General features: G+C 44.3%; 20 protein-coding genes. 9 read left to right on the top strand and 11 right to left on the bottom strand.

Annotation, left to right across the window (positions count from 1 at the left end; translation table 11 throughout):
- Positions 1-104: 104 nt before the first annotated feature.
- The gene (locus HUB64_RS15110; RefSeq protein ID WP_131525101.1) at positions 105-509 is read left to right on the top strand and encodes a GNAT family N-acetyltransferase; all 405 of its coding nucleotides are present in this window, start codon (positions 105-107) and stop codon (positions 507-509) included.
- Positions 510-547: 38 nt separating this feature from the next.
- On the opposite strand, the gene HUB64_RS15105 is transcribed toward HUB64_RS15110, so the two are convergent.
- Together HUB64_RS15105 and HUB64_RS15100 are read right to left on the bottom strand one after the other, a co-directional pair.
- Positions 548-898 carry a hypothetical protein gene (locus HUB64_RS15105; RefSeq protein WP_131525100.1) on the bottom strand — a complete coding sequence of 117 codons (351 nt, stop codon included), beginning with the start codon at positions 896-898 and terminating at the stop codon, positions 548-550.
- 80 nt (positions 899-978) lie between these two features.
- Entirely contained in the window at positions 979-1,521 is a 543-nt protein-coding gene (locus HUB64_RS15100) for a GNAT family N-acetyltransferase (RefSeq protein WP_131525099.1), read from the bottom strand.
- Between the two features lie 168 nt (positions 1,522-1,689).
- Between HUB64_RS15100 and HUB64_RS15095 the strand changes: the two genes are divergently transcribed.
- Positions 1,690-2,706 carry a GGDEF domain-containing protein gene (locus HUB64_RS15095; protein ID WP_173497317.1) on the top strand — a complete coding sequence of 339 codons (1,017 nt, stop codon included), beginning with the start codon at positions 1,690-1,692 and terminating at the stop codon, positions 2,704-2,706.
- Positions 2,707-2,742: 36 nt separating this feature from the next.
- Here HUB64_RS15095 and HUB64_RS15090 read toward each other — a convergent pair whose 3' ends face one another.
- Positions 2,743-2,973: a hypothetical protein gene (locus HUB64_RS15090; protein ID WP_028759411.1), complete on the bottom strand. Its 231-nt coding sequence runs from the start codon at positions 2,971-2,973 to the stop codon at positions 2,743-2,745.
- Positions 2,974-3,044: 71 nt separating this feature from the next.
- Between HUB64_RS15090 and HUB64_RS15085 the strand changes: the two genes are divergently transcribed.
- Entirely contained in the window at positions 3,045-3,461 is a 417-nt protein-coding gene (locus HUB64_RS15085) for an META domain-containing protein (RefSeq protein ID WP_173497316.1), read from the top strand.
- A gap of 73 nt (positions 3,462-3,534) precedes the next feature.
- Here HUB64_RS15085 and HUB64_RS15080 read toward each other — a convergent pair whose 3' ends face one another.
- Together HUB64_RS15080 and HUB64_RS15075 are read right to left on the bottom strand one after the other, a co-directional pair.
- Entirely contained in the window at positions 3,535-4,869 is a 1,335-nt protein-coding gene (locus tag HUB64_RS15080; RefSeq protein WP_173497315.1) for a dicarboxylate/amino acid:cation symporter, read from the bottom strand.
- Between the two features lie 209 nt (positions 4,870-5,078).
- A complete protein-coding gene (locus tag HUB64_RS15075; RefSeq protein WP_113939800.1) occupies positions 5,079-5,375 on the bottom strand; it encodes a hypothetical protein in 297 nt (98 codons plus the stop codon).
- A 213-nt stretch (positions 5,376-5,588) separates the two neighbouring features.
- Between HUB64_RS15075 and HUB64_RS15070 the strand changes: the two genes are divergently transcribed.
- Positions 5,589-6,032, top strand: a complete 444-nt coding sequence (locus tag HUB64_RS15070; protein WP_105250107.1) for a GNAT family N-acetyltransferase — start codon at positions 5,589-5,591, stop codon at positions 6,030-6,032.
- Positions 6,033-6,141: 109 nt separating this feature from the next.
- Here the strand turns inward: HUB64_RS15070 and HUB64_RS15065 are convergent, their stop codons facing one another.
- Both HUB64_RS15065 and HUB64_RS15060 read right to left on the bottom strand, forming a co-directional pair.
- Positions 6,142-7,437 carry an aromatic amino acid transport family protein gene (locus tag HUB64_RS15065; protein ID WP_028761640.1) on the bottom strand — a complete coding sequence of 432 codons (1,296 nt, stop codon included), beginning with the start codon at positions 7,435-7,437 and terminating at the stop codon, positions 6,142-6,144.
- 451 nt (positions 7,438-7,888) lie between these two features.
- On the bottom strand, positions 7,889-10,453 hold the full coding sequence (locus HUB64_RS15060; protein ID WP_173497314.1) for an acylase: 2,565 nt from the start codon (positions 10,451-10,453) through the stop codon (positions 7,889-7,891).
- A 258-nt stretch (positions 10,454-10,711) separates the two neighbouring features.
- On the opposite strand from HUB64_RS15060, the gene yjjX reads away from it, so the two are divergent.
- The 4 genes from yjjX to HUB64_RS15040 all read left to right on the top strand — a co-directional run bounded on the left by yjjX (position 10,712) and on the right by HUB64_RS15040 (position 15,596).
- The gene (yjjX, locus tag HUB64_RS15055; protein WP_173497313.1) at positions 10,712-11,272 is read left to right on the top strand and encodes an inosine/xanthosine triphosphatase; all 561 of its coding nucleotides are present in this window, start codon (positions 10,712-10,714) and stop codon (positions 11,270-11,272) included.
- A 4-nt stretch (positions 11,273-11,276) separates the two neighbouring features.
- Complete coding sequence (locus HUB64_RS15050; RefSeq protein WP_173497312.1) at positions 11,277-12,326, top strand: bifunctional helix-turn-helix transcriptional regulator/GNAT family N-acetyltransferase; 1,050 nt, start codon at positions 11,277-11,279, stop codon at positions 12,324-12,326.
- 241 nt (positions 12,327-12,567) lie between these two features.
- The gene (locus tag HUB64_RS15045) at positions 12,568-15,015 is read left to right on the top strand and encodes an ankyrin repeat domain-containing protein (protein ID WP_173497311.1); all 2,448 of its coding nucleotides are present in this window, start codon (positions 12,568-12,570) and stop codon (positions 15,013-15,015) included.
- A gap of 161 nt (positions 15,016-15,176) precedes the next feature.
- Positions 15,177-15,596 carry a hypothetical protein gene (locus HUB64_RS15040; protein ID WP_173497310.1) on the top strand — a complete coding sequence of 140 codons (420 nt, stop codon included), beginning with the start codon at positions 15,177-15,179 and terminating at the stop codon, positions 15,594-15,596.
- A 140-nt stretch (positions 15,597-15,736) separates the two neighbouring features.
- On the opposite strand, the gene HUB64_RS15035 is transcribed toward HUB64_RS15040, so the two are convergent.
- Both HUB64_RS15035 and HUB64_RS15030 read right to left on the bottom strand, forming a co-directional pair.
- Positions 15,737-16,942, bottom strand: coding sequence for a serine hydrolase (locus HUB64_RS15035; protein ID WP_173497309.1), 1,206 nt, complete (start codon positions 16,940-16,942; stop codon positions 15,737-15,739).
- A gap of 252 nt (positions 16,943-17,194) precedes the next feature.
- Complete coding sequence (locus tag HUB64_RS15030) at positions 17,195-17,512, bottom strand: hypothetical protein (RefSeq protein WP_173497308.1); 318 nt, start codon at positions 17,510-17,512, stop codon at positions 17,195-17,197.
- A gap of 166 nt (positions 17,513-17,678) precedes the next feature.
- Between HUB64_RS15030 and HUB64_RS15025 the strand changes: the two genes are divergently transcribed.
- Positions 17,679-17,996, top strand: coding sequence for an ankyrin repeat domain-containing protein (locus tag HUB64_RS15025; protein WP_254451428.1), 318 nt, complete (start codon positions 17,679-17,681; stop codon positions 17,994-17,996).
- Positions 17,997-18,115: 119 nt separating this feature from the next.
- Here the strand turns inward: HUB64_RS15025 and nqrF are convergent, their stop codons facing one another.
- Positions 18,116-19,333: an NADH:ubiquinone reductase (Na(+)-transporting) subunit F gene (gene nqrF / locus HUB64_RS15020; protein WP_105250115.1), complete on the bottom strand. Its 1,218-nt coding sequence runs from the start codon at positions 19,331-19,333 to the stop codon at positions 18,116-18,118.
- A 77-nt stretch (positions 19,334-19,410) separates the two neighbouring features.
- The gene (gene nqrE / locus HUB64_RS15015) at positions 19,411-20,019 is read right to left on the bottom strand and encodes an NADH:ubiquinone reductase (Na(+)-transporting) subunit E (protein ID WP_105250116.1); all 609 of its coding nucleotides are present in this window, start codon (positions 20,017-20,019) and stop codon (positions 19,411-19,413) included.
- Positions 20,020-20,022 lie beyond the last annotated feature (3 nt).

Genomic DNA, 20,022 nt, shown 5'->3' with positions numbered 1-20,022 from the left:
GCGAATGATAATGATTAACATTAGTGAGATCAATCAAAAGTTGAATACAACAGAAATAACATTTACGTTTATAAAGTAATCACATTCCAGAAAGAGTTTTTGACATGAACTTTGAAGTTATGAGTGAAGAAAATATCGCGATTGTGGATGCGCTGGTAGACGGCGTTAGGCAATTTAATGCTGGGCTGTTAGGACCTGAGAAATCAGTGCCTTTGACTGTCATTGCACGTGATGAAGCTGGCAAGTTGATTGGTGGTGTGGGTGGCCGGACTATCTATAAAAACTTCTTAATCAATGTTGTCTGGGTTGATGAGCAAACCAGAGGCACTGGGCTTGGGCATAAACTGATGGCACTTGCCGAAGCTGAGGCGAAACAGCGGGGTTGCTTGGTAGCTCAAGTGGATACCTTATCGATTCAAGCACCTGTGTTTTATGAAAAACAAGGGTTTGAGATCATAGGCACTGTCACCACTGACCCTCAGCGCATCTTTCTGATGAAGAAGTATTGATCAAAAAAGCGATTGAGAAACGGACTGAATTAACACTCTCAGCAATGATCGAAATGGGCGTTTTGCATGCAGAGTAGACCAATCTGCTCTTGGGATAAAATAGCGCATTCTAACGCGCTCTTGGAGTTTACACGGCTAAGTTCCTTATCGGTCAGTCGCGTAATCACCGTCGAATAGGCATTGGTTCGACCACAATCGAGCCAAATATTCCCCACTTGTACCCAATAATGCTGCACTTGCCCTGAATCGGAGATAAACTCGACTTCAAATCCCCTCGCCTCACATTCATGGTGAGCGCACTCAGATAGGACCAATCTCAAGTTGTCCCAAGCCGATAAATTGACTTCGGCATAGGCCGTTAATAGTGACTCAACAAATTGTACATTCATGTATTTATCTCCGTTATTTAACCTGAACTCGGGTTATTTACACAGTAGAGATTGAATCCTTAATTTCTATCATCGAACAACTAAGCTTGGGTCTTTGCCGCCATTAAATAATAATCTCTTGCCGAAACGGTGAAAAAATCCACAACCTGCATGTGCGCTTTACCCGAGTGAGCGGCAAAGGAACGTTCATTATCTTCAGCAATAAAGGTCAACATATAGCTAAAATGCGGAGCAACTTGGCGACGAATTTCATGGACTAATGCCTCGAAAATCCCTTGCCCACGGTAGGCTTGCTGCACCCATATCGGCCCGTATTGGCAAGAGTTGGCCTTAGTTAATTTAGGTCCATCCCAATCGAGTTGCCCTAAACGATTCAACAAAGTGCGGTAAATGGGCCAATGTTCGAAAAATCCCCAACGGCCTGCAATCACATAACCGACGATCTGCTGTTCTACCAGTGCAACTACGACCCAATGATGCTGCACTAATTCGCTCAGTTCACCGTGGGAAAAAGCTTGTCCTTGTAACCCCATACTGGCGGAAGCTAATTCATCATTAAGATGTTTTTTCTCTAGCATCGCTAATAAATCAACATCTTGAGGTAAGGCTAGTCTAATTTTCACAGTATTCTCACAGCATTATTTCTGCTTTTGGCCCAATTTCAGCCCGCCAGTATACTCGGTTGGGTTAATAGGCACAGCAAGGACAAGGCAATATTTAGGGCTTTGATTTGCTAAATATCCTTTTATTTCCCAAACTTAATGGATATTTAGCCATAGTTAGGCGTTTGTATGTTGCCAGAAACCATTAATCCCAACTTGAGTTTACTTGATACCGATAATCAACAAGTCAATCTCACACGCTGGATGCACCAATGTGAGCTCATCAAAAGCTATTACAACGCCAACACGGTTTTCATATTCCAAAAAATCAGTGCAGGGTTTGAGATCATCGTCAGTTCAATCACTGAAACACCGCAATTTACCGCAGGCACTTTATATCCACCAGCACTCGAACTCTTCAAACAGATACAAAACAGCCAACCTGATGGTTTATATCAAAACCTCGGCAGCTTTATGTTAGAGGATTTACCAAGGGATTTTGATGGTATTCAGCATATTCTCTCACGTCCAATCGCTTGGCCCGATGGCAGCCAATTTGGCGCCCTGTGCGTACTCAACCCACATATGGCAGACCCGCTAGCCAATGCCGCTATGCTCGAACCGTTTCAGATATTGCTGCAACAGGAATTATCTCTGCTGTGTCAGAACCATAGAATTGAATCCCTTTCGATGCGCGACCAAGAAACCGGCATGCTCAACCATTACGGCTTCTTGATGATGGCGCCAAGACAGCTCAATTTAGGCCGCCGCTTTGGTGCCCATGCAGGTATCATCTTCTTTGAATTACTGAGCACGGATAACACACCAATACCACTCGAAAATAATCACCACAGACTGTTAGGCAAGTTAATCCAAGATACGATAAGAACCGCTGACGTTGCCGCCCATTACAACAGCACTCAATTTGTGGTACTTGCTTTTGTGGATGGTGAACGGGATGTTCTACATATTATGAAGCGAGTAGAAAAACAGCTAGAACAACAAAACCATCAGCTAAAACTCGATGTGAGTTACAGTTTTTTTACCCCAGAATCCAGCGCCAAACTTGCACCAATGATGGAACTCGCACGGGGTAAACTTGATTCAATGCGCCCACCTGTACCCCAAGCCGCAGACACGCCAGTAGAACTCGCCATTGACTCAAGCTTGTACGATAATCCCGCCGCAGATTCGGCAGAGCTTTGATTTAATGAAATTTAGGCTTAATTAGGCAGTACAAAATTACTTGGAATGCTCATCTTGGCGCTTCGCCCATTGGATAAACAGCACCACAGGATAGGGCGACATTAAGACCAACCCTAAACCAATCAGACTTGAGATCAATAACATGCCGCTTATCTCTAGACTCCATTGCGTCAACATATAAAACCCAAGTCCACAAACTAGCATCAATACACCTAACCAATGTAAAAACTTCAACAAATTCAGAGTACTTTTAAATGAGCCTGTCATATAAACCCCTTTAGATCTTGCGAAAAACTTGTCACACTATGGCCATAATCATGGAAAAAGGAACCGCAACGATGTTAAAACAAACATTCATCTTAGGTGCATTACTCTTAGGCATCACAGCCTGCCAAAGTGCCGATATAGCTCCAAATGATACCATTCCATTAGAAGGCCGCTGGCACATTGAAATGGTTCAAGGCCAACCGACTATCGATTACAGCCCAGCGCAAATCACCTTTGAGGCCGAAGGTAAATTACATGGCAACAACAGCTGCAATAACTTTTTCGGTCAATATACTCAGCAAGGCGAAGAGCTTAAGCTATCTCCTGCCGGTAGCACAATGAAAGCCTGCGTGGATGCCCTAATGCAGCAAGAGCACAAAGTGATGCAAGCTATGCCATTAGTTACCAAAGCAAAATTAGTGCAAGGCCGACTTACCTTACTTAACAGCGACGACAAGCCAGTGTTAGTGTTAAACCAAATGAAGTAACCATAAAACTTGTCAGCATAAAAAAACCGCCAATGGCGGTTTTTTTAGTTAACGAACCAGCAATAAAAGCTCCCTATGCTTTGACACTCTTAGCCGCTGCAATTTCGAGGGCAATATTCTGTTCGGCTATTACGGCGCTTTGATCTATGTCGGCATTATAATGCGCCATATCCAACTCATCTTCAGACTTTGCAATGACAATCGTCGCCACTAAGTCACCGGAGACGTTTACCACAGTACGCACCATATCTAAAATACGGTCAATTCCCGCAATCAATGCCACCCCTTCTAAGGGAAGCCCTACGGTTGTGAGTACTAAAGTCAACATCACTAAACCCGCACCGGGCACACCCGCAGTACCAATAGAGGCCAACGTCGCCGTTAAAATAATGGTGAGATAATCGATGACAGTCAGGTCGATACCAAACGCTTGTGCCACAAACAGCACTGTGACCCCTTGGTATAATGCTGTGCCATCCATATTGATTGTGGTGCCTAGCGGTAACACAAAGCTAGAGATCTTCTTATGAACCCCCAAATTTTCACTCGCACACTTCATACTCACAGGAAGCGTGCCCGCAGAGCTCGATGTGGTAAACGCCACTAACATGGCATTGCTAATCCCTTTAAAAAACTGCAGCGGGCTTAACTTTGCAAATCCGCGCAGTAAAAAACTATAGAATCCAAACACATGAATAATACAGCCAAGATACACAGCAATAATAACTTTGATCAGTGGCCAAAGCATATCAATCCCATACTCCCCCGCTACCCAAGCCATTAGCCCAAATACACCGTAGGGTGCGAGCTTCATCACCATGTCGGCCATTTTATACATGGCCTCAGCTAAACTTTCGAACACTTTAATTGCAGGTTTGCCATGCTCGCCAATCAGCACTAAGGCGATACCTAAAACAATCGCAAATACTATAACTTGCAAAATTTGCCCGCTTGCTAAAGCCGCAATAGGGTTCGTCGGCACTATGTCGATCAAAGTATCGACTAAAGAAGGTATTTCTTTGGCAGTTTGAGCCGCGCCATCTGCCAATGACAAACCTAAACCAGCACCGGGTTGAAGAACATAACCGACAATTAAACCGATAGTGATCGCGATAGCCGTGGTAAAGAGATAAAACGCAAAAGATTTAAAACCAATACGCCCCATCTTGTTCGTATCTTGCATCGAAGTGACGCCCACAATCAGTGAGCAAAACACCAATGGCACAATCAGCATCTTAATGGAATTAACAAACAAGGTGCCTATCGGCTTTAAGTGAGTCGCTTGCTCGCCGAAGATGATGCCCACTAAAATACCTAGCACCATACCGATAACAATTTGCAGCCACAGCGGCACTGACATCCAGCGAGACCAAACACGACCTAATGCTGACGACTTTTGTTTTGTCATATTGATAACCTTGAATTCGAAACTATGATGGGGCAAAGACCAAAACTAGCGCGCTAGTTTCTCAGTCTAAATGGGGCAATCGCCGAGTCTAGCAGAGGGGTTTTAATCGAGGGATGATCTGGGTCACGTTGAGCTAAACCGTCTTAAAATCAGTAATATTAACCAAACCAACTTTGTTAAATTGGCCGCTGAGATGTTAGTTTTCCTGCTTAAGCATCAAAATATTCTGTGACTTTTTTTGGTGCTATTTGCTGACGATAAAGCGACGCAGGCGGTTGCTCACGCTCAATCAAATAACTCCAATAATCGTCATCAAAACCACTGAAAATAAAGTCGGACTTACCGTTAGCTTTTAAGACTAACCACCACCAAACTAAACCCCATAAACCGAAGCTCAACAGCGTTAAAATAAAATGCAGACGATGATTTATCTGTTCATCAGCAGCAATATCATAGACGGGTAAAATCTTAAGTTTATAGCGGCGAGTAGACTTAATAAATCCCATCATTAACTCACTTAGTTCAGCGAAAGGACACTAGAGATAAGCCTAGCAGATAAGACTTTCGTCGTACAAATATCCACAGTAATAAATAATATCAGTGCCTAACCTGCCACTGCCAAACTCGTTATCCCTCGTCGTTCCATGCTAAAGTGAATCACAAAATGTTGTTTACTAAACAAGAGCGGTATTGCCAAATAACCGCCTAGGAGTTGTAGTATGTTGATTCGTAAAGCTAAGGCTCAAGACCTAATCGCCTTAGTGCAGTTTAATCAGGCCATGGCCCAAGAAACCGAAGGCCTAGCCTTAGATGAAGCGACACTGACTCGAGGTGTGGGCACGCTACTTGAGAGCCCGCAAAAAGGGTTTTACCTGGTCGCTGAAATCGCAGGTGAGCTAGTCGGCTCGCTCATGGTGACATTTGAATGGAGCGATTGGCGTGCGAAGGATTATTACTGGATCCAGAGTGTGTATATTCGCCCGAAAAATCGTCGCCAAGGCATCTATGCCAAACTCTACAGCGAAGTCAAACAACTGGCCGAAGCCAATGGTGGTGCCGCAAGCTTCCGTTTATATGTCGAGCAAGAAAATCTCGCCGCACAGCAGACCTATCAAGCGTTAGGGATGAAGCAGAGTTACTACTTAATGTACGAAGAAAAATAAGCGATTCAAATCTTATACGTAATAAAAAAGGACCGGGCCAATGGCACGATCCTTTTCTTTTTACGACTCACGATTCACATTCAAACCGCGTTCCTACTAAGATTAAAACTTAACGAAAGAAGCCAAACAGAATAGCCGTCATTGCCAATAAACCCGCTATAACCACGAAGATATTGCTGATGCGACCACGGTGCGCTTTTAATGCTGGCACTTTGTATACAGCATACATAGGCATCAAGTACAGGATAGCCGCGATAATTGGGCCACCTAAAGCTTCAATCATATTCAAAATACTTGGGTTTTTGATTGCCACGGCCCAAATCGTCACAAACATAAACACCAGAATAAATTTGTTGATTTTTTGCTCTGAAATGCCTTTTTTATTCGTGTCTAACTGCTTAACAATAATCCCCTTCATGCCTTCTGTCGCGCCCATGTAATGGCCAAAGAAAGAAGACACAATCGCGATAAAGGCGATTAATGGACCAAAGTAGCTCACAAAACCACTTGAATGCACATTGGCGAGATAAGACAAAATCGGTAGATTCTGAGCTTTCGCTTCGGCCAATTGTGCTGGCGATAATGACAGCACACAAGAAAACACAAACAACATCACAAAGCCCACTAACATCATGGAAGTATTACGTAAAATAACATCAGCTTTGCGAGAAGCATTCGCGCCATGGTCACGTTTCAATGACACAGAAAACTGTGAAATCGCTGGAGAATGGTTAAAGGCAAACACTAAAACTGGAATCGTTAACCAAACTGTGCCTAAAAATGCACCCGCCTCTGGTACAACGAGTAAAGCATCCATTTTCCATTCTGGGATCAGGTAGATAGACATAAAGGCCAAAATACCCACCAGCGGATACACCAGCAATTGTGTCACTTTGAGCATGAATTTCTCACCTGCGACCATTACAGCCATCATACCGAGGATCAATACACCCGATAGAATAAAGCGTGGTGGCGATGCCATGCCTAACTGATTGACGATAAAGCTATCAACAGTGTTGGTAATACCCACACCGTAAATTAATACAATCGGGTAGATAGCAAAGAAATACAGTACGGTAATGGCTTTACCCGCGCCAACACCAAAATGCTCTTCAACTACTTGAGTAATGTCGCTACCTGGAATGCTTGATGAACAAACAAAACGAGATAAGCCACGGTGGGCAAGATAGGTCATAGGACCAATGATCACTGCCATTAACACAAGAGGCCAAAAGCCGCCCATGCCCGCATTGATAGGTAAAAATAAAATTCCAGCGCCAACGGCAGTGCCGAACAAACTCAACATCCAAGTCGTGTCTTGGCGAGTCCAAGGTAAGTGTTTCGTTGAATCTAGATTCTGTGTGCTTTGAGGTGTTCCAAGAACACTGGTCGCATCTTTTTGCATATAAAAGTTACCTTACGGTGTGACTAGCATAATAAATTCGCGCTAAGGATAACCAAAAAAAGCCCATAAAAGTTGATCTGACACGGCTTTATGTAAGGGAATTTCATAATAAACTGATATTGAGATCTAGATCGCTGATTTAATGTAATAAGTTTTCAATGCAGCATCAAAACATATACATAAAAAGCCACTTAAAAATACAAGATATTCACCTCAAGCCAAATCCAGTGACATTGCATAAGCGCCGAGAAAAACAGCTAACCGGACATGTGTCACAAAAATCAACAAAACAAGACGCGTCACAGCATACTCACGTCTAAGGTAGATCAAGATCACAGTCGTTAATGTTAAATTTTTACAAATCGCTATCAGTCGTAAACACGCATAAAAAACGGCTCATCCGGATTCAACTCCGAAGTGAGCCGCTAACGATTAAAGCGCAAAATCTAACTTATGGTTTTTGTAGTGTCAGCTCAGTTGTCGACACTACAGCTGGGGCTATGTCAGCCTCTTTGAACAACAAAGGACGGAAGCTTTTAGCACTCGAGTACAAGATACTTTGATCGGCAAACGCAGGCGTTAAGATATTACTCGACTCAGAGTAAGTTAAAATCCCCCGCGCCACAGGCCCCTCGTCGGTAAAGTTCACCGCCATCATCCAACTTGACCCGTAACGCACTTGGTATCCTTTCGCCGTTAAGCCAGAACTCATCGCCTTGCCAGTGACCACATCCATCACAGCAGCGTATTTGTGTTGCGGGATCAAAGTGTCATCACCCGACAAACTGGTTGAAAACACGTTGAATCCACCTTCAGCATTATGGCTACCCGGCCAAGGTAAACGCGACCCGCTTGGCGTTCCATCTGGCAGCGATTTCTCTACAAATTGCACATCCCCCAATGGCGCATCTAAGGCAAAGCCTGCGGCCTCAAGGTTAAGCGCACTGTGAGCCAAGGCCTTTAAGGCACTACCATCCGTAGTCAAGGTTTTAGGTGTCGTTGCCGCATTAGCGGGATCGAATCCTTGGGTCAACATGGTTGTATGGCTGAATAGATGGGCAAATTCACGTAGTAAAGCACCACCTTTACTGTCGTTATCTTGCTTACCGTTCCACGCCTTTAATGCCGCACAAGCCGAAGAGATATCCTTAGATAAACTCGCCGACACCACCACAGGTGTACTGCCTTGGGCATCACACTGGGCAATCAAGTCAGGCAGCACTAACTCGGCGAGATAACTGCGATTCGACAGCACAGCCGCTTCGAGTTCTTCCAAGCTGAACTTGCCATCAGTCCCCGCGGTGTCCTGCATTAAACTCAAGCCCATCCGTGTCCGCAGTGATAGCTGTCCAGCCTCTGCGCCGTACATAGGCGAGAAGTAAGTCAGCGGTTCATTCAAGTTGGTCGACCAAAAGGAATCATTGGAGTTTTGCACAAAGTCGCTGCGCTCAAGCTTGGGCGCACGTTCATAGGGCGTTGGACCATCGAAGCTAAACAGTGAAGTGTTACCGGGTAAAATCGTAAATCCGGCTTTTGCCTTCGCCGCTTTAATATCCGGTGAGGTTTTTAACAACACGACTGCCGATTCGGATAATCCTGGCACAGTTGAGTCGTCGATATAGAAAGCATTGCCCTCTTTATCGGCGTACATAGTGTTATTGAAGATGACGCCATCGTAGTCCTTAAATGCCTGTTGGAACTCTTCTTTGTTCGTCGCCATGTTCATGGCTAACCAATGGTCAACAGGGTCCATAGTCCCCATATTGGCATCTTGGATCATAAAGGCACTGCCATCATCCCAACCGAAAGGCGCTAAAGCGGGAGGAGCTTCGACCATAGGGCCTTTGGCCGTAGTATAAATATCTTTCTCGGCGACCAGCATGCCCGCAGGACCTGCATTCACTAGAACCGATACTGTCTCTTTGGTGATAGGCATAGGTTTACCATCAAACAAATACTGCATCCGATCACCCGAGACTAACTCAAGGTTATACATCACAAAATGCTCAGCGGTAGAGAAGGTATGAGTCCAAGCGAGATCTTTATTGAAACCAATATTAATCGGTCCTGGCATACCCACTAACGAGCCGCCCATCATATCTAAATGCCCTGGGATCGTAATATGGGATTGCCAAAAACGCAGGTTACCCGTATGCGGGAAATGCGGATTACCTAGCACCATGCCCTTACCATTTTCGGTTTTATCCTTGCCTAAACCCCAACCATTTGAACCTAAATCGCGGGGATTGGTCTCTGGTGTCGTGATACGAGCCGCGCGGGCAATCAACTTAGACTGCATATCGGCCACAAATGCAGTTTGGTCTTGGCTAGGCGCGGGCCCAACGATACGCGGCATGTATTCCTGTGCATCTCCTGGGTTAGCGTAAAAAATCAAATCGAGAAAGTTAGCTGCGCCCGGTAATAAGGCGATGGAAAACAAATAAGTCACCACATCTTCTGGCACTATGGGTTTCACCCAAGGCTGACCGCCACAGAAAGGTTCTGCCGTTTGTGTGCCCGCTTCGACATCAGCAAGATATTGGTTATAACCAGAGGTAAAACCTTGGATAAGTGCCCGAGAGTTTTCACTAAATTTCGGCCATTTTTCTTCGGCTTGTGCTCTGATCTTTAACGCTTTATAGGCAAAATCTGAGATAAGGTTACCGTTATCTTCCGCCGTGGGTTGACCCGTAGTGAAGTCAATCGACGCATGGGGTCCAAAGTACATAGAACGCTGTGAGTTCGCCTTGATAAAACCATCGGCTAATACACATAAGTTGTCCTGTGCCTGCGCATAACCGCTACCAAAACCTAAACTTTCTAAGTTGTCGGCTTGGATATGCGGCACGCCATAGGTCGTACGACGAATACTGGCTTTGAGTAAACCATTGGGGGCAAAAGCTTGCAGTTGAGTTTCAGGTTCGGTAGGCGTAGTGTTATCTTCGCTATCGTTACAGCCGGTCAGTATTACACCGCAGGCCATTCCCATAGCAATCACGAGTTTGTTGAATTTCATTATTATTATCTCTTGGTTTTGGTTCCTTCAATGACATAGCCTTACTGCCTATTCCAGCCCAAATTACTGAAGGAGCAATAGTTGCATGTCGCTTCCTAGTCCCTAAGGCTGGCTATTGCCTCCCCTACTGTTGGCTTTTTTACTGAGCTTCGCCGACGACTGTGGCAGAATAGAAAACCCAAACGCTTAGACACCTCAGACCATTTAAGCAATGATTCAAACGAGCGTCCACATTAAAATCCAAAATAAATAACTTATATGCAACAAAACATTATTAAGATAAAAGTGGGTTCTAAAAACCCGGTAAAAATCAACGCGGCAACTAACGCCATGGCACAGCTGTTCCCAGAGAGCATCATAGAAGCCAGCGGTATGGATGCCCCTTCTGGTGTTGCAGCGCAGCCAATGACAGATCTCGACACTCGACAAGGGGCGATCAATCGGGTGCGCTATTGTCAACAGCAGGACCCGCAAGAGACTAAAGCCGACTACTATTTTGCGATGGAAGGCGGTGTCGATTGTTTCGACTTTGGCCCTGCCACATTCGCCTATATCGCGATTGGCCATAAAGACCAGCTTGCCATTGGCCGCAGTGCGATTTTACCTTTACCAATGCAAGTTTATCGGGCATTAGAAGCGGGGGAAGAACTCGGGGATGTCATGGATAGGTTGTTCAATACAATCAATATTAAGCAAAAAGGCGGTGCCATAGGTTTACTCACCCACGGCCATGCGACCCGTGAAAGTAATTACACCCAAGCGATTATTCTCGCCATGGCGCCATTATTGAATCCTGATATTTACATAGTAGATTGTTAGTAATATGTTGCAAGAGGAATTAAAGCCCGCTAACTTAGTTGTGACATGCAACCAAACTTATTCGACTATGGCTCAAACAGACGCACCATTGGCTCAAGATCCCGCGAAGCCTGTGACTCAAACTAAGCAAACGACTGAGTCAGGCTCATCCGCCCAACTCAGGCATTTGTCTCGCTATCTGGTGAGAAATTTAGGCATGCTCAACGCCGCATTTGGGGATTTACCCCTTTCGCCCGTGCAAGCCCATGCCCTGTTTGAGATAGGCAAGCAGCCCCTGACCATCAAAGAGCTTGCAAGCAAACTCAGCATAGATAAGTCCAATGCGAGCCGCGCTATCAAGCATTTGATCGATAAACATCTTGCCCAGAGTCAGGTACATCCACGGGACAGTCGCTGCTTAGTTGTGCAACTGACACCTGCGGGTAAGAAATTACTCGTTAAATTGGATACTCAGCAGAATCAATTATTCCAAGGGATCTTAGCCCAACTGACTCCATTGCAAACTTCACAAATCGAAGAGGCCCTCGTGTTATATAACCAAGCCGTACATAACGCCAAGCAGCAAAGTAGTTGTCACATTCGCCAAGCCACAGCCCAAGATGATGCCGCAATTGCCAAAGTCATCCGCGATGTTTCGGCCGAATACGGCTTAACCGCGGATAAAGGCTATAGCGTGGCGGACCCGACCTTAGATTGCCTAAGCCAGATTTACTCCCAAGCGGGCGCCAACTATTGGATTATTGAATTAGAGGGCCGCATTTTAGGCGGCGCCGGTATTGCGCCTTTAGCTAACAATGATGGCGTCTGCGAACTGCAAAAAATGTACTTTATGCCAGAAATCCGCGGCAAAGGACTCGCAAAACGCGTAGCGTTAATGGCACTCGATTTCGCCCGCGAAACGGGTTATCAAAGCTGCTATTTAGAAACCACCGCTGTACTAAATGAAGCCGTAAAACTCTATGAGAAATTGGGCTTTGTGCATCTGTCGGCTCCCCTAGGGAACACAGGCCACGACGCCTGCGAAATGCCGATGATGCTAGATCTTAATCAATAGGATATGAAGCAGAATTCCAATCAAAGTAACAATGCCAAACATGTCATCATGCAACTTGTTTGGCATTATCAATTTGTATCAAAAAATGTTATTCAAACAGGATCATTTTAATTATCAGTCTTAGGGCATAGTTTTTCTTAACTTAAATGCATTAAAATATGTCAATTTTACCCCACTCAATTTTTAATAAATTGAAAGGTGTTTGATACCATTTTGTTAACGGCATTAAATAGGGAACATTATGCTCAGTTGGATTTTTAGTGATAAGAAACTCACACTTCGGGAAATATGCCTAGATAACACGCTTTCGACCTCGGCTAAAATAAAGAAAGTTGATCAATTTCTTGCCGATAGTGGAGATCTCAACTTTATTGATCTCAATATTTCGCCCTGCAATATATTAGTTCCACTATCTTGCAGCCCTCAGTCCGATTTAGTGCTTATAAAATACTTGCTCAGCAAAGGCGCTAAAATAGAATGTAATGGTTTCAGTGCCTTGCATTCGGCTATTGAATATAACAACTCAGAACTCGTTACCCTATACCTAGACTCTAGTGCCAATCTTTACTTTCAAAATCAATATAATAATTGCTGGCTCAACTACCTATTTCATCCTAATCCGCAATATATCTATCAAGACCATCAACGTAGAGACATGATCGACCTTCTACTTGCAGCTAACTTAGATATCAATAAACCGGTGAGCTTTTGGACTAATGGTGAATTAAATAATCCACTAGAAATATTATATGATGAACGCAATAAAGATCTGTTCCTGCATATCATTAATAAAGATATCCCATTAGACATTGGCAAATTAAGCCTGATTGAAAACATTATTTCTTCGAGCGAATTTTTGGGAGTAGAAACATTTTCTCCCTTAGTTAAACGCTTCCCTGCATTTAAAAAGTCACGCTATATTATGGCCAACGATAGCAGCTTCTGGGATGATGCCAATTTACTCGAACTATGCGTTTACGCCAAAGCGCAAGACTACACTGAATACCTGTTAGACCATTATCCGCAGCTCAAAGCCGACTCCCACGCTAAAAGTTTGGTCTATGCAGCATTGACCTCAGAATTTGACCTTAGGATTATCGAAAAACTGATTAAGGCCACCGTCGATATCAATCGCATCTATAGGATGACACCGCCTGATGCCGACCATTCACCTTTACTCAACCAATATATTAATAATGCCCAATTTACCGATCCGAATAAACGGAGCTACATCTACCAAGCCCTTGAACTGTTGCTCAAATATGGCGCTAATCCAAATGCCGAATTTGTGAATACGGGTAAACCCTATGAGATGTTAGTCTGGTCGAATTTACGACTATTGGTTTATCCAATGGTCGAAAAGAAAACCTTTCTGCCCGAGTTTTTCGATCTGTTCCTGCAATATGGTATGGATATCAATAAAAAATTTGGGGCGGTGGATGAACCAACCTTACTCACTATCTGCCAGCGTGGTTCAGGGAAAGAAGATCAAGCAACGCTTATCCAAGTGATGGAATATCTGCTCACCAAGGGGCTGGATTTAAGCCTCACCAATATCTACAACACTAACTATGTGTCCGCGGCGGCTATCTCCTGTCGAACCCAACTACTTGAATGGCTCATTCACCAAGGCGGGGATATTTTTACCCATTGCGGCCACGATAATTCGCCCATTCTACACAAGGCGATTTCGACCTACTGGTGGGATGAAATTACCGGCCCTATGCGGCGAAAAACCGTAGAACTCTTACTGCGCCATGGAGCAAAGTTAGAAGAATTCTCAGTAGATGAGCAATTTACGCCATTAATGTGCGCCAGTTACTACGGCGCACAGTCCTGCGTAGAGGCGTTACTCGAACATGGCGCCAACCCCAATGCCATCAATGCCGAAGACACCACTCCTGCCCTTTGCGCTGTGATAGGTGGCAGTTCAATCGAGTTCCCCCGCTTTGAATCAACAGCGGTGCGGATCTTAAGACTTTTGCAGCAATATGGCGCCAACTTAACCGTGACCAATAGCTTAGGCAATAGCCCGCTAATAGCGGCTATTGAGCAAGAATATAAAGAGATTTTCGAAGCGCTGCTGCAGATAGCCTCCTACAGTGAAACTCAGCTTGAGCAAGCACTCAGCAAAGCCCTGCCGCAAAGCTATTTCCAGCGCCGCCTGCTACAAACACTGGGGCGCGAGATACCGCCAGCCCCCACAACCATAGCCCACAATCGCGCAATACCAGCAACAGCTTCTATGACGACCAATACGCAAGCATCTGAGGTGAATGTGACACCAGCCCCCGTCAAGCAAACCAAATTAGAGGTGAGTAATGCGGCGGCAAATCGAGATCAAATCCCAACGCTATTCGATCTCAAAACCAAAGTGCAGAGCTTTTTTAAACTGATAGCCACCGATCCGACGATCACAGTTGAGCAACTCAATTCGGTGAGAGTCCTTATTGATCAATTGATTGAAAAGCTCGACAACTTTAGCTTTTTCCGCAATCAAGCGACAAAGGCCGAATTTGAGGAAGGTGTTCAAGAATATATCGATGAAACCGTCGAAGAAATTAACGGAATTATCGAGGATGATTATCCAGCGCTTACCGAAGCCTTAGTCGATTCAGTTTGGACGATTTTGCAGTACTTTAGGGTTGAGATTGATATCGAGACCGCACTTAGAAAGCGCTTTTGGTAACTGTAAGTCACAGATTAACGTCTCTTTGTTAGGGACGTTAATCATTAAAATAGAGTTTAAATTCTCTGTTAGCTAACAAACTTACCCCCTTAACTAAAGAAAATGGCTCTTTAAAAGACACCAGTGCCGATAAAATCTATTCAATGAGGAGATTCAACCATATGAAACATCAAGTACTATTTGGTATAAAATCAACAAGTAAAGATGAAAAAACAATTCATAATAAACTCAAAGAATTTCTAGCATTAATAGATAGAAAAACATCTACAGCTAAGAACCCTACTATGCTTGAGAGTTTTTTACCATTCAGGATAAAACATTACCATTGGAATCTAAATAAAGAGACAGGCACATTCATTAAATTATTCCCCAATGTAGATCTTGATGAAAATATTTTCGCACCATCAAAACCTGAATGCAGCTGGTTATTGAGTATCATTTTCCACCAAGATTTTCCTGGATACGAAAGAATTAAATCCGAAGATTATATAATTAGCTTGTTAGACTCATTGAACTATGAATATGAAATGATATATGAAACAGATAGTCGTGATTCAATTAAATATGGCGACATTAAGTAGTAAAAGACTATATTTATTCCCTTAACGCGGGAGATAGTAGCCATTATCTCCCGCAGAAACTATATCTTAGTAATCTTTTAAGTACCAAAGTACCGTGCTTAATATCAGCATAAGAGCACTTATGTCAGTAGTCAGTTTACTCAAATCACTGGTGCAAGTGATGTTTTAACAAGCAGTAACTGGCTACGAATGATTTGACGTATCTTATTATGCAGTTCAAATACTCGAGCGCGATCATTAAGATTTAGTGATAGATTTTCCAGCATCACCAGATCCAAATTAAATTCGGGATAATGTAGTGTCATCGACATATAGCCAGATAAATAGCCCGTATGACTGTATTCGACGAGGCCATCGTCCTTATTGATCCTCACCCCATAGCCATAGCGCATATTCGGCCATAAGAATTGGATCTCGGTATACGCCGTTGTCATCCGTTGATAACTCTTTGCACTCATCAACTTGCCAGAGTGTAATAGATGCTGAAAGGCGGCATAAGCTGGCACTGAAGCAATCAATCCCCCGGCAGGTAACAAAGCTTCATCAAGCACTAAGTCAGCAGGGGCAATCACCTTGCTTTCCTGTAAACCTACGGCGAGTGAAGGCACTTTGGCGTGAATCGCCTCAATACTGCCAAGCTCAGCGCTCAAGCCATTAAGCTGGTATCGCGTTGCAAACTGCGCCACTTGCTCGGCAAAGGATTGGTGATTGACCTTCTCAAGCACTTGCCCTAAAAGTGAATAACCGAAGTTGGAGTATTCAAATTGGCTACCCGGCTCGAATCGATTAGCCTTACCCAGTTTATCGACACCCGATGTATGCGTCAGCAGTTGGTGCAGCGTAATCCGCTCGTCATATCGACTGGTATTCAATGCATCCGCACTTAGATTTGCCCACGCCACAGTGCCTTTTAGCGCCTTATTCCTCCCATCTGCATCACCAAAAAGATAATGATTAAGCGATAGGTTTAAGTCGAGTTTCCCCGCATCGACCGCCTGCAATATCAAGGTTGCGGTGATTTGTTTAGAAAGTGATGCCATCACAAAGCGCGAATCTTGACTAATACCTTCCCCCTTTTGCAGTTCAAGCTGCGGCTTGCCCTCCTCAAGCAGGATAACACTGCCACTAAATGGCTGCGGCGAATCCTTTATCGCGGCTTGGATTAAGGTCTTAATCTCCGCCACCTTCGATACTGAAGATGCGGTTTGGCTTTCAACGGCAATAGAGTTACTGCCTTGCCCGATTTGCTCTTGTTCAGCACCTGTTTCTAATAACAAACCAAAACTATTGGCACTTGGGAATAATAAAAAACCAGTCAACAGGGTACTGATAACACTCAAACGCATGGGTTATCCTTAACGTAATTAACAAATAATGCTGCCTGCTAGAAAAAAGCAAGCTTATCACAAGCGCTTTTTATGGATAATACAATTTAATCTTTACAATTGAATTATAAAGGAAATATTCCATATAAAAATGACACAACAAAGTGATACCTAGGGCGACGAAGCTAATCCGAACAGTATAAACCAAGTGGCAGTCTTCCCCAGTTTGTAGACTGAATATCTCAAGTTGCAGCGAATACACATTCAAAATGGCTATAAAACGACAATAGTAATAATTATCGCACCTAACATATATAAGCCTGCAGAAAGTGATATCGATTTTAGTGGGCTAAACTCCTCAACTTCCAACGTCTGTATATCTTCAATTTTGACTAGTTGCCCTTCTCCCTCGATCTGCTGTTCCGTTGCACTTTCGACTTGAAATTCCATTTGTTCGCCAGATATTGTGGTGACTTTGACCTTTTCACCTATGTAGCTGGATACCGATTGAGAATCCAATTTAACTTCATTGAGTGAAGAGCATGCGCAGAGGGAGAAACAGATAAGTGATACTACTGCTAACTTTTTCAAACAAGCCTCCTATCCTACAACTATTACATCCATGATAAGTTATACCTGTAGACATAAGCATTTAGGTATATGCTACTCAGCTTATGGAGTTTCGCCCACAAGTTAAAGAAACCTAGACTAAATCCACTTAAATTAAATCCTTTGGATGAGGTTAAATAGCGATCAAATGAGCACTGAACTCATCGATGCGGTTAAAGCCAAAGATACGCTTGCTGTTAAGCGCATTATTGCCAATGACGCTGATCTTGAAGGCGTGGACGATGGCGGGATGACGGCACTCTTGCATGCCTGTGAGTTGCAGTCTTTTGAACTGCTCAAATTATTGGTGGATGCGGGGGCCGATGTGAATCATCCAAACTCGCAGGGGTATCATCCGCTCGATATTGCTTACTGGCAGGGTGAGTTTCGCATGGGATGCTATACCGCTGAGAGTGAGCGCATGGTGAGCTATTTAACCCGCCACGGCGGCAAATCCTTTAGCTAGGTGAGGTGCTAAATAGCATCAAAATGCGAAAGCTAAAAACTGCGAAATGATAAAAAGCCCTATAAACAAAAATCGCGTTAAGCTGGGCCTAACGCGATTTTTTATTACTCACTTACAACCTAATCACCAAAGTCATCGAGTAGGATATTTTCTGGTTCAACGCCTAGGCTTTCAAGCATCTTAATCACTGAAGAGTTCATGATTGGAGGACCACACATGTAGTACTCGCAGTCTTCTGGTGCCTTATGATTTTTAAGATAATTCTCATAAATCACATTATGAATAAAGCCAGTGTAGCCAGTCCAATTATCCTCAGGCAATGGCTCAGATAACGCCACATGCCAAACGAAGTTGTCATTCTCGGCCGCTAGGGCATCGAAATCCGCTTGGTAAAACACTTCACGGGTCGAACGTGCGCCGTACCAGAAGCTCATTTTACGTGTGGTTTTCTTACTCTTAAGCTGATCGAAAATGTGTGAACGCATAGGTGCCATGCCTGCACCGCCACCGATAAACACCATTTCTGCATCGGTTTCCTTCACAAAGAACTCACCGAATGGCCCTGAAATGGTCACTGTATCGCCCGCTTTCAGGTTGAAGATGTAAGATGACATCTTGCCCGCTGGCACATTGGCCGATGGCGGCGTCGCAATCCGCACGTTCAGCATAATGCGGCCCTTTTCATCGGGATAGTTGGCCATAGAGTAAGCGCGCAACACTTCTTCATTAACGGTAGAGACAATGTCAAACAGACCGTATTTGTCCCAATCGCCACGGTATTTTTCAGGAATATCAAAGTCAGCGTATTTCACCACATGGGCTGGCGCTTCAATTTGAATATAACCCCCTGCTTTAAAGCGAACATCTTCACCTTCGGGTAACTCAAGCAATAACTCCTTGATAAAAGTCGCCTTGTTATCATTAGAGATCACCTGACATTGCCACTTCTTCACCCCAAAGATTTCTTCGTCGAGTTCAAGTTCCATATCGGTTTTCACTGAGACTTGGCAGGCGAGACGACAACCTTCTTTAGCCTCTTTCTTGGTGATATGGCCCATTTCAGTCGGCAGAATGTCACCGCCGCCCGATTTGATTTTCACTCGGCACTGACCACAGGTTCCGCCGCCACCACAGGCCGACGGAATAAAAATACTCTGACTCGCCAAAGCGCCGAGTAACTTATCACCCGCGGCAACTTGAATGCTTTTTTCGGCATCTTCGTTGATGCTGATTGTCACTTCACCCGTAGCCACTAATTTCTTTTTGGCGATTAGAATCACTATCACCAATAGACAGACCACTAGCGTGAACATGCCTATGCCAATTGCCATTTCCATCGTATTACCCTTTTCTAGCTCTTTTCTAAAAAGAATCTGGTTTCACTTTCTCAATTCTTGGCTCGCCTACTGTAGCTTTACAGCGAGATCCCTGAGAAAGACATAAAGCCCAGCGCCATCAAGCCTGTAGTAATAAAGGTGATACCAATACCTTGTAAGCCTTCGGGAATCGCGTTGAATTTCATTCTTTCGCGCAGTCCCGCCAGCAGTACAATCGCCACCGCCCAACCAAGACCCGAGCCCATCGCAAACACCACTGACTCACCGAAGTTGTAATCACGGTTCGCCATAAAGATCACCCCGGCAAAAATCGCGCAGTTCACTGTGAGCAAAGGTAAGAAGATCCCAAGGGAGTCATACAGGCTAGGAATGTACTTATCCAAAAACATTTCAAGGATTTGCACTAACGCCGCAATCACACCAATGAAAGTGATCAGTTGCAGGTAACTTAAATCGATACCGGGTAATCCCGCCCAAGACAGTGCGCCAGGTGCGAGCACTTTGACGTAAATCAGCTGGTTTAACGGCACGGCTAAGGTCATCACCACAATCACAGCGACACCTAGACCAAAGGCGGTTGACACCTTTTTAGACACGGCCAAGAAAGTACACATGCCCAAGAAGAACGACAGCGCCATGTTGTCGATAAAAGTGGCCTGCAAAAATAGATTTATATAGTGTTCCATATC

This window comes from Shewanella sp. ISTPL2 (assembly GCF_013283205.1).
Lineage (GTDB): Bacteria > Pseudomonadota > Gammaproteobacteria > Enterobacterales > Shewanellaceae > Shewanella > Shewanella oncorhynchi.
The sequence above is the reverse complement of the archived record's forward strand: the minus strand, read 5'-3'. Positions and strand labels throughout refer to the sequence as shown.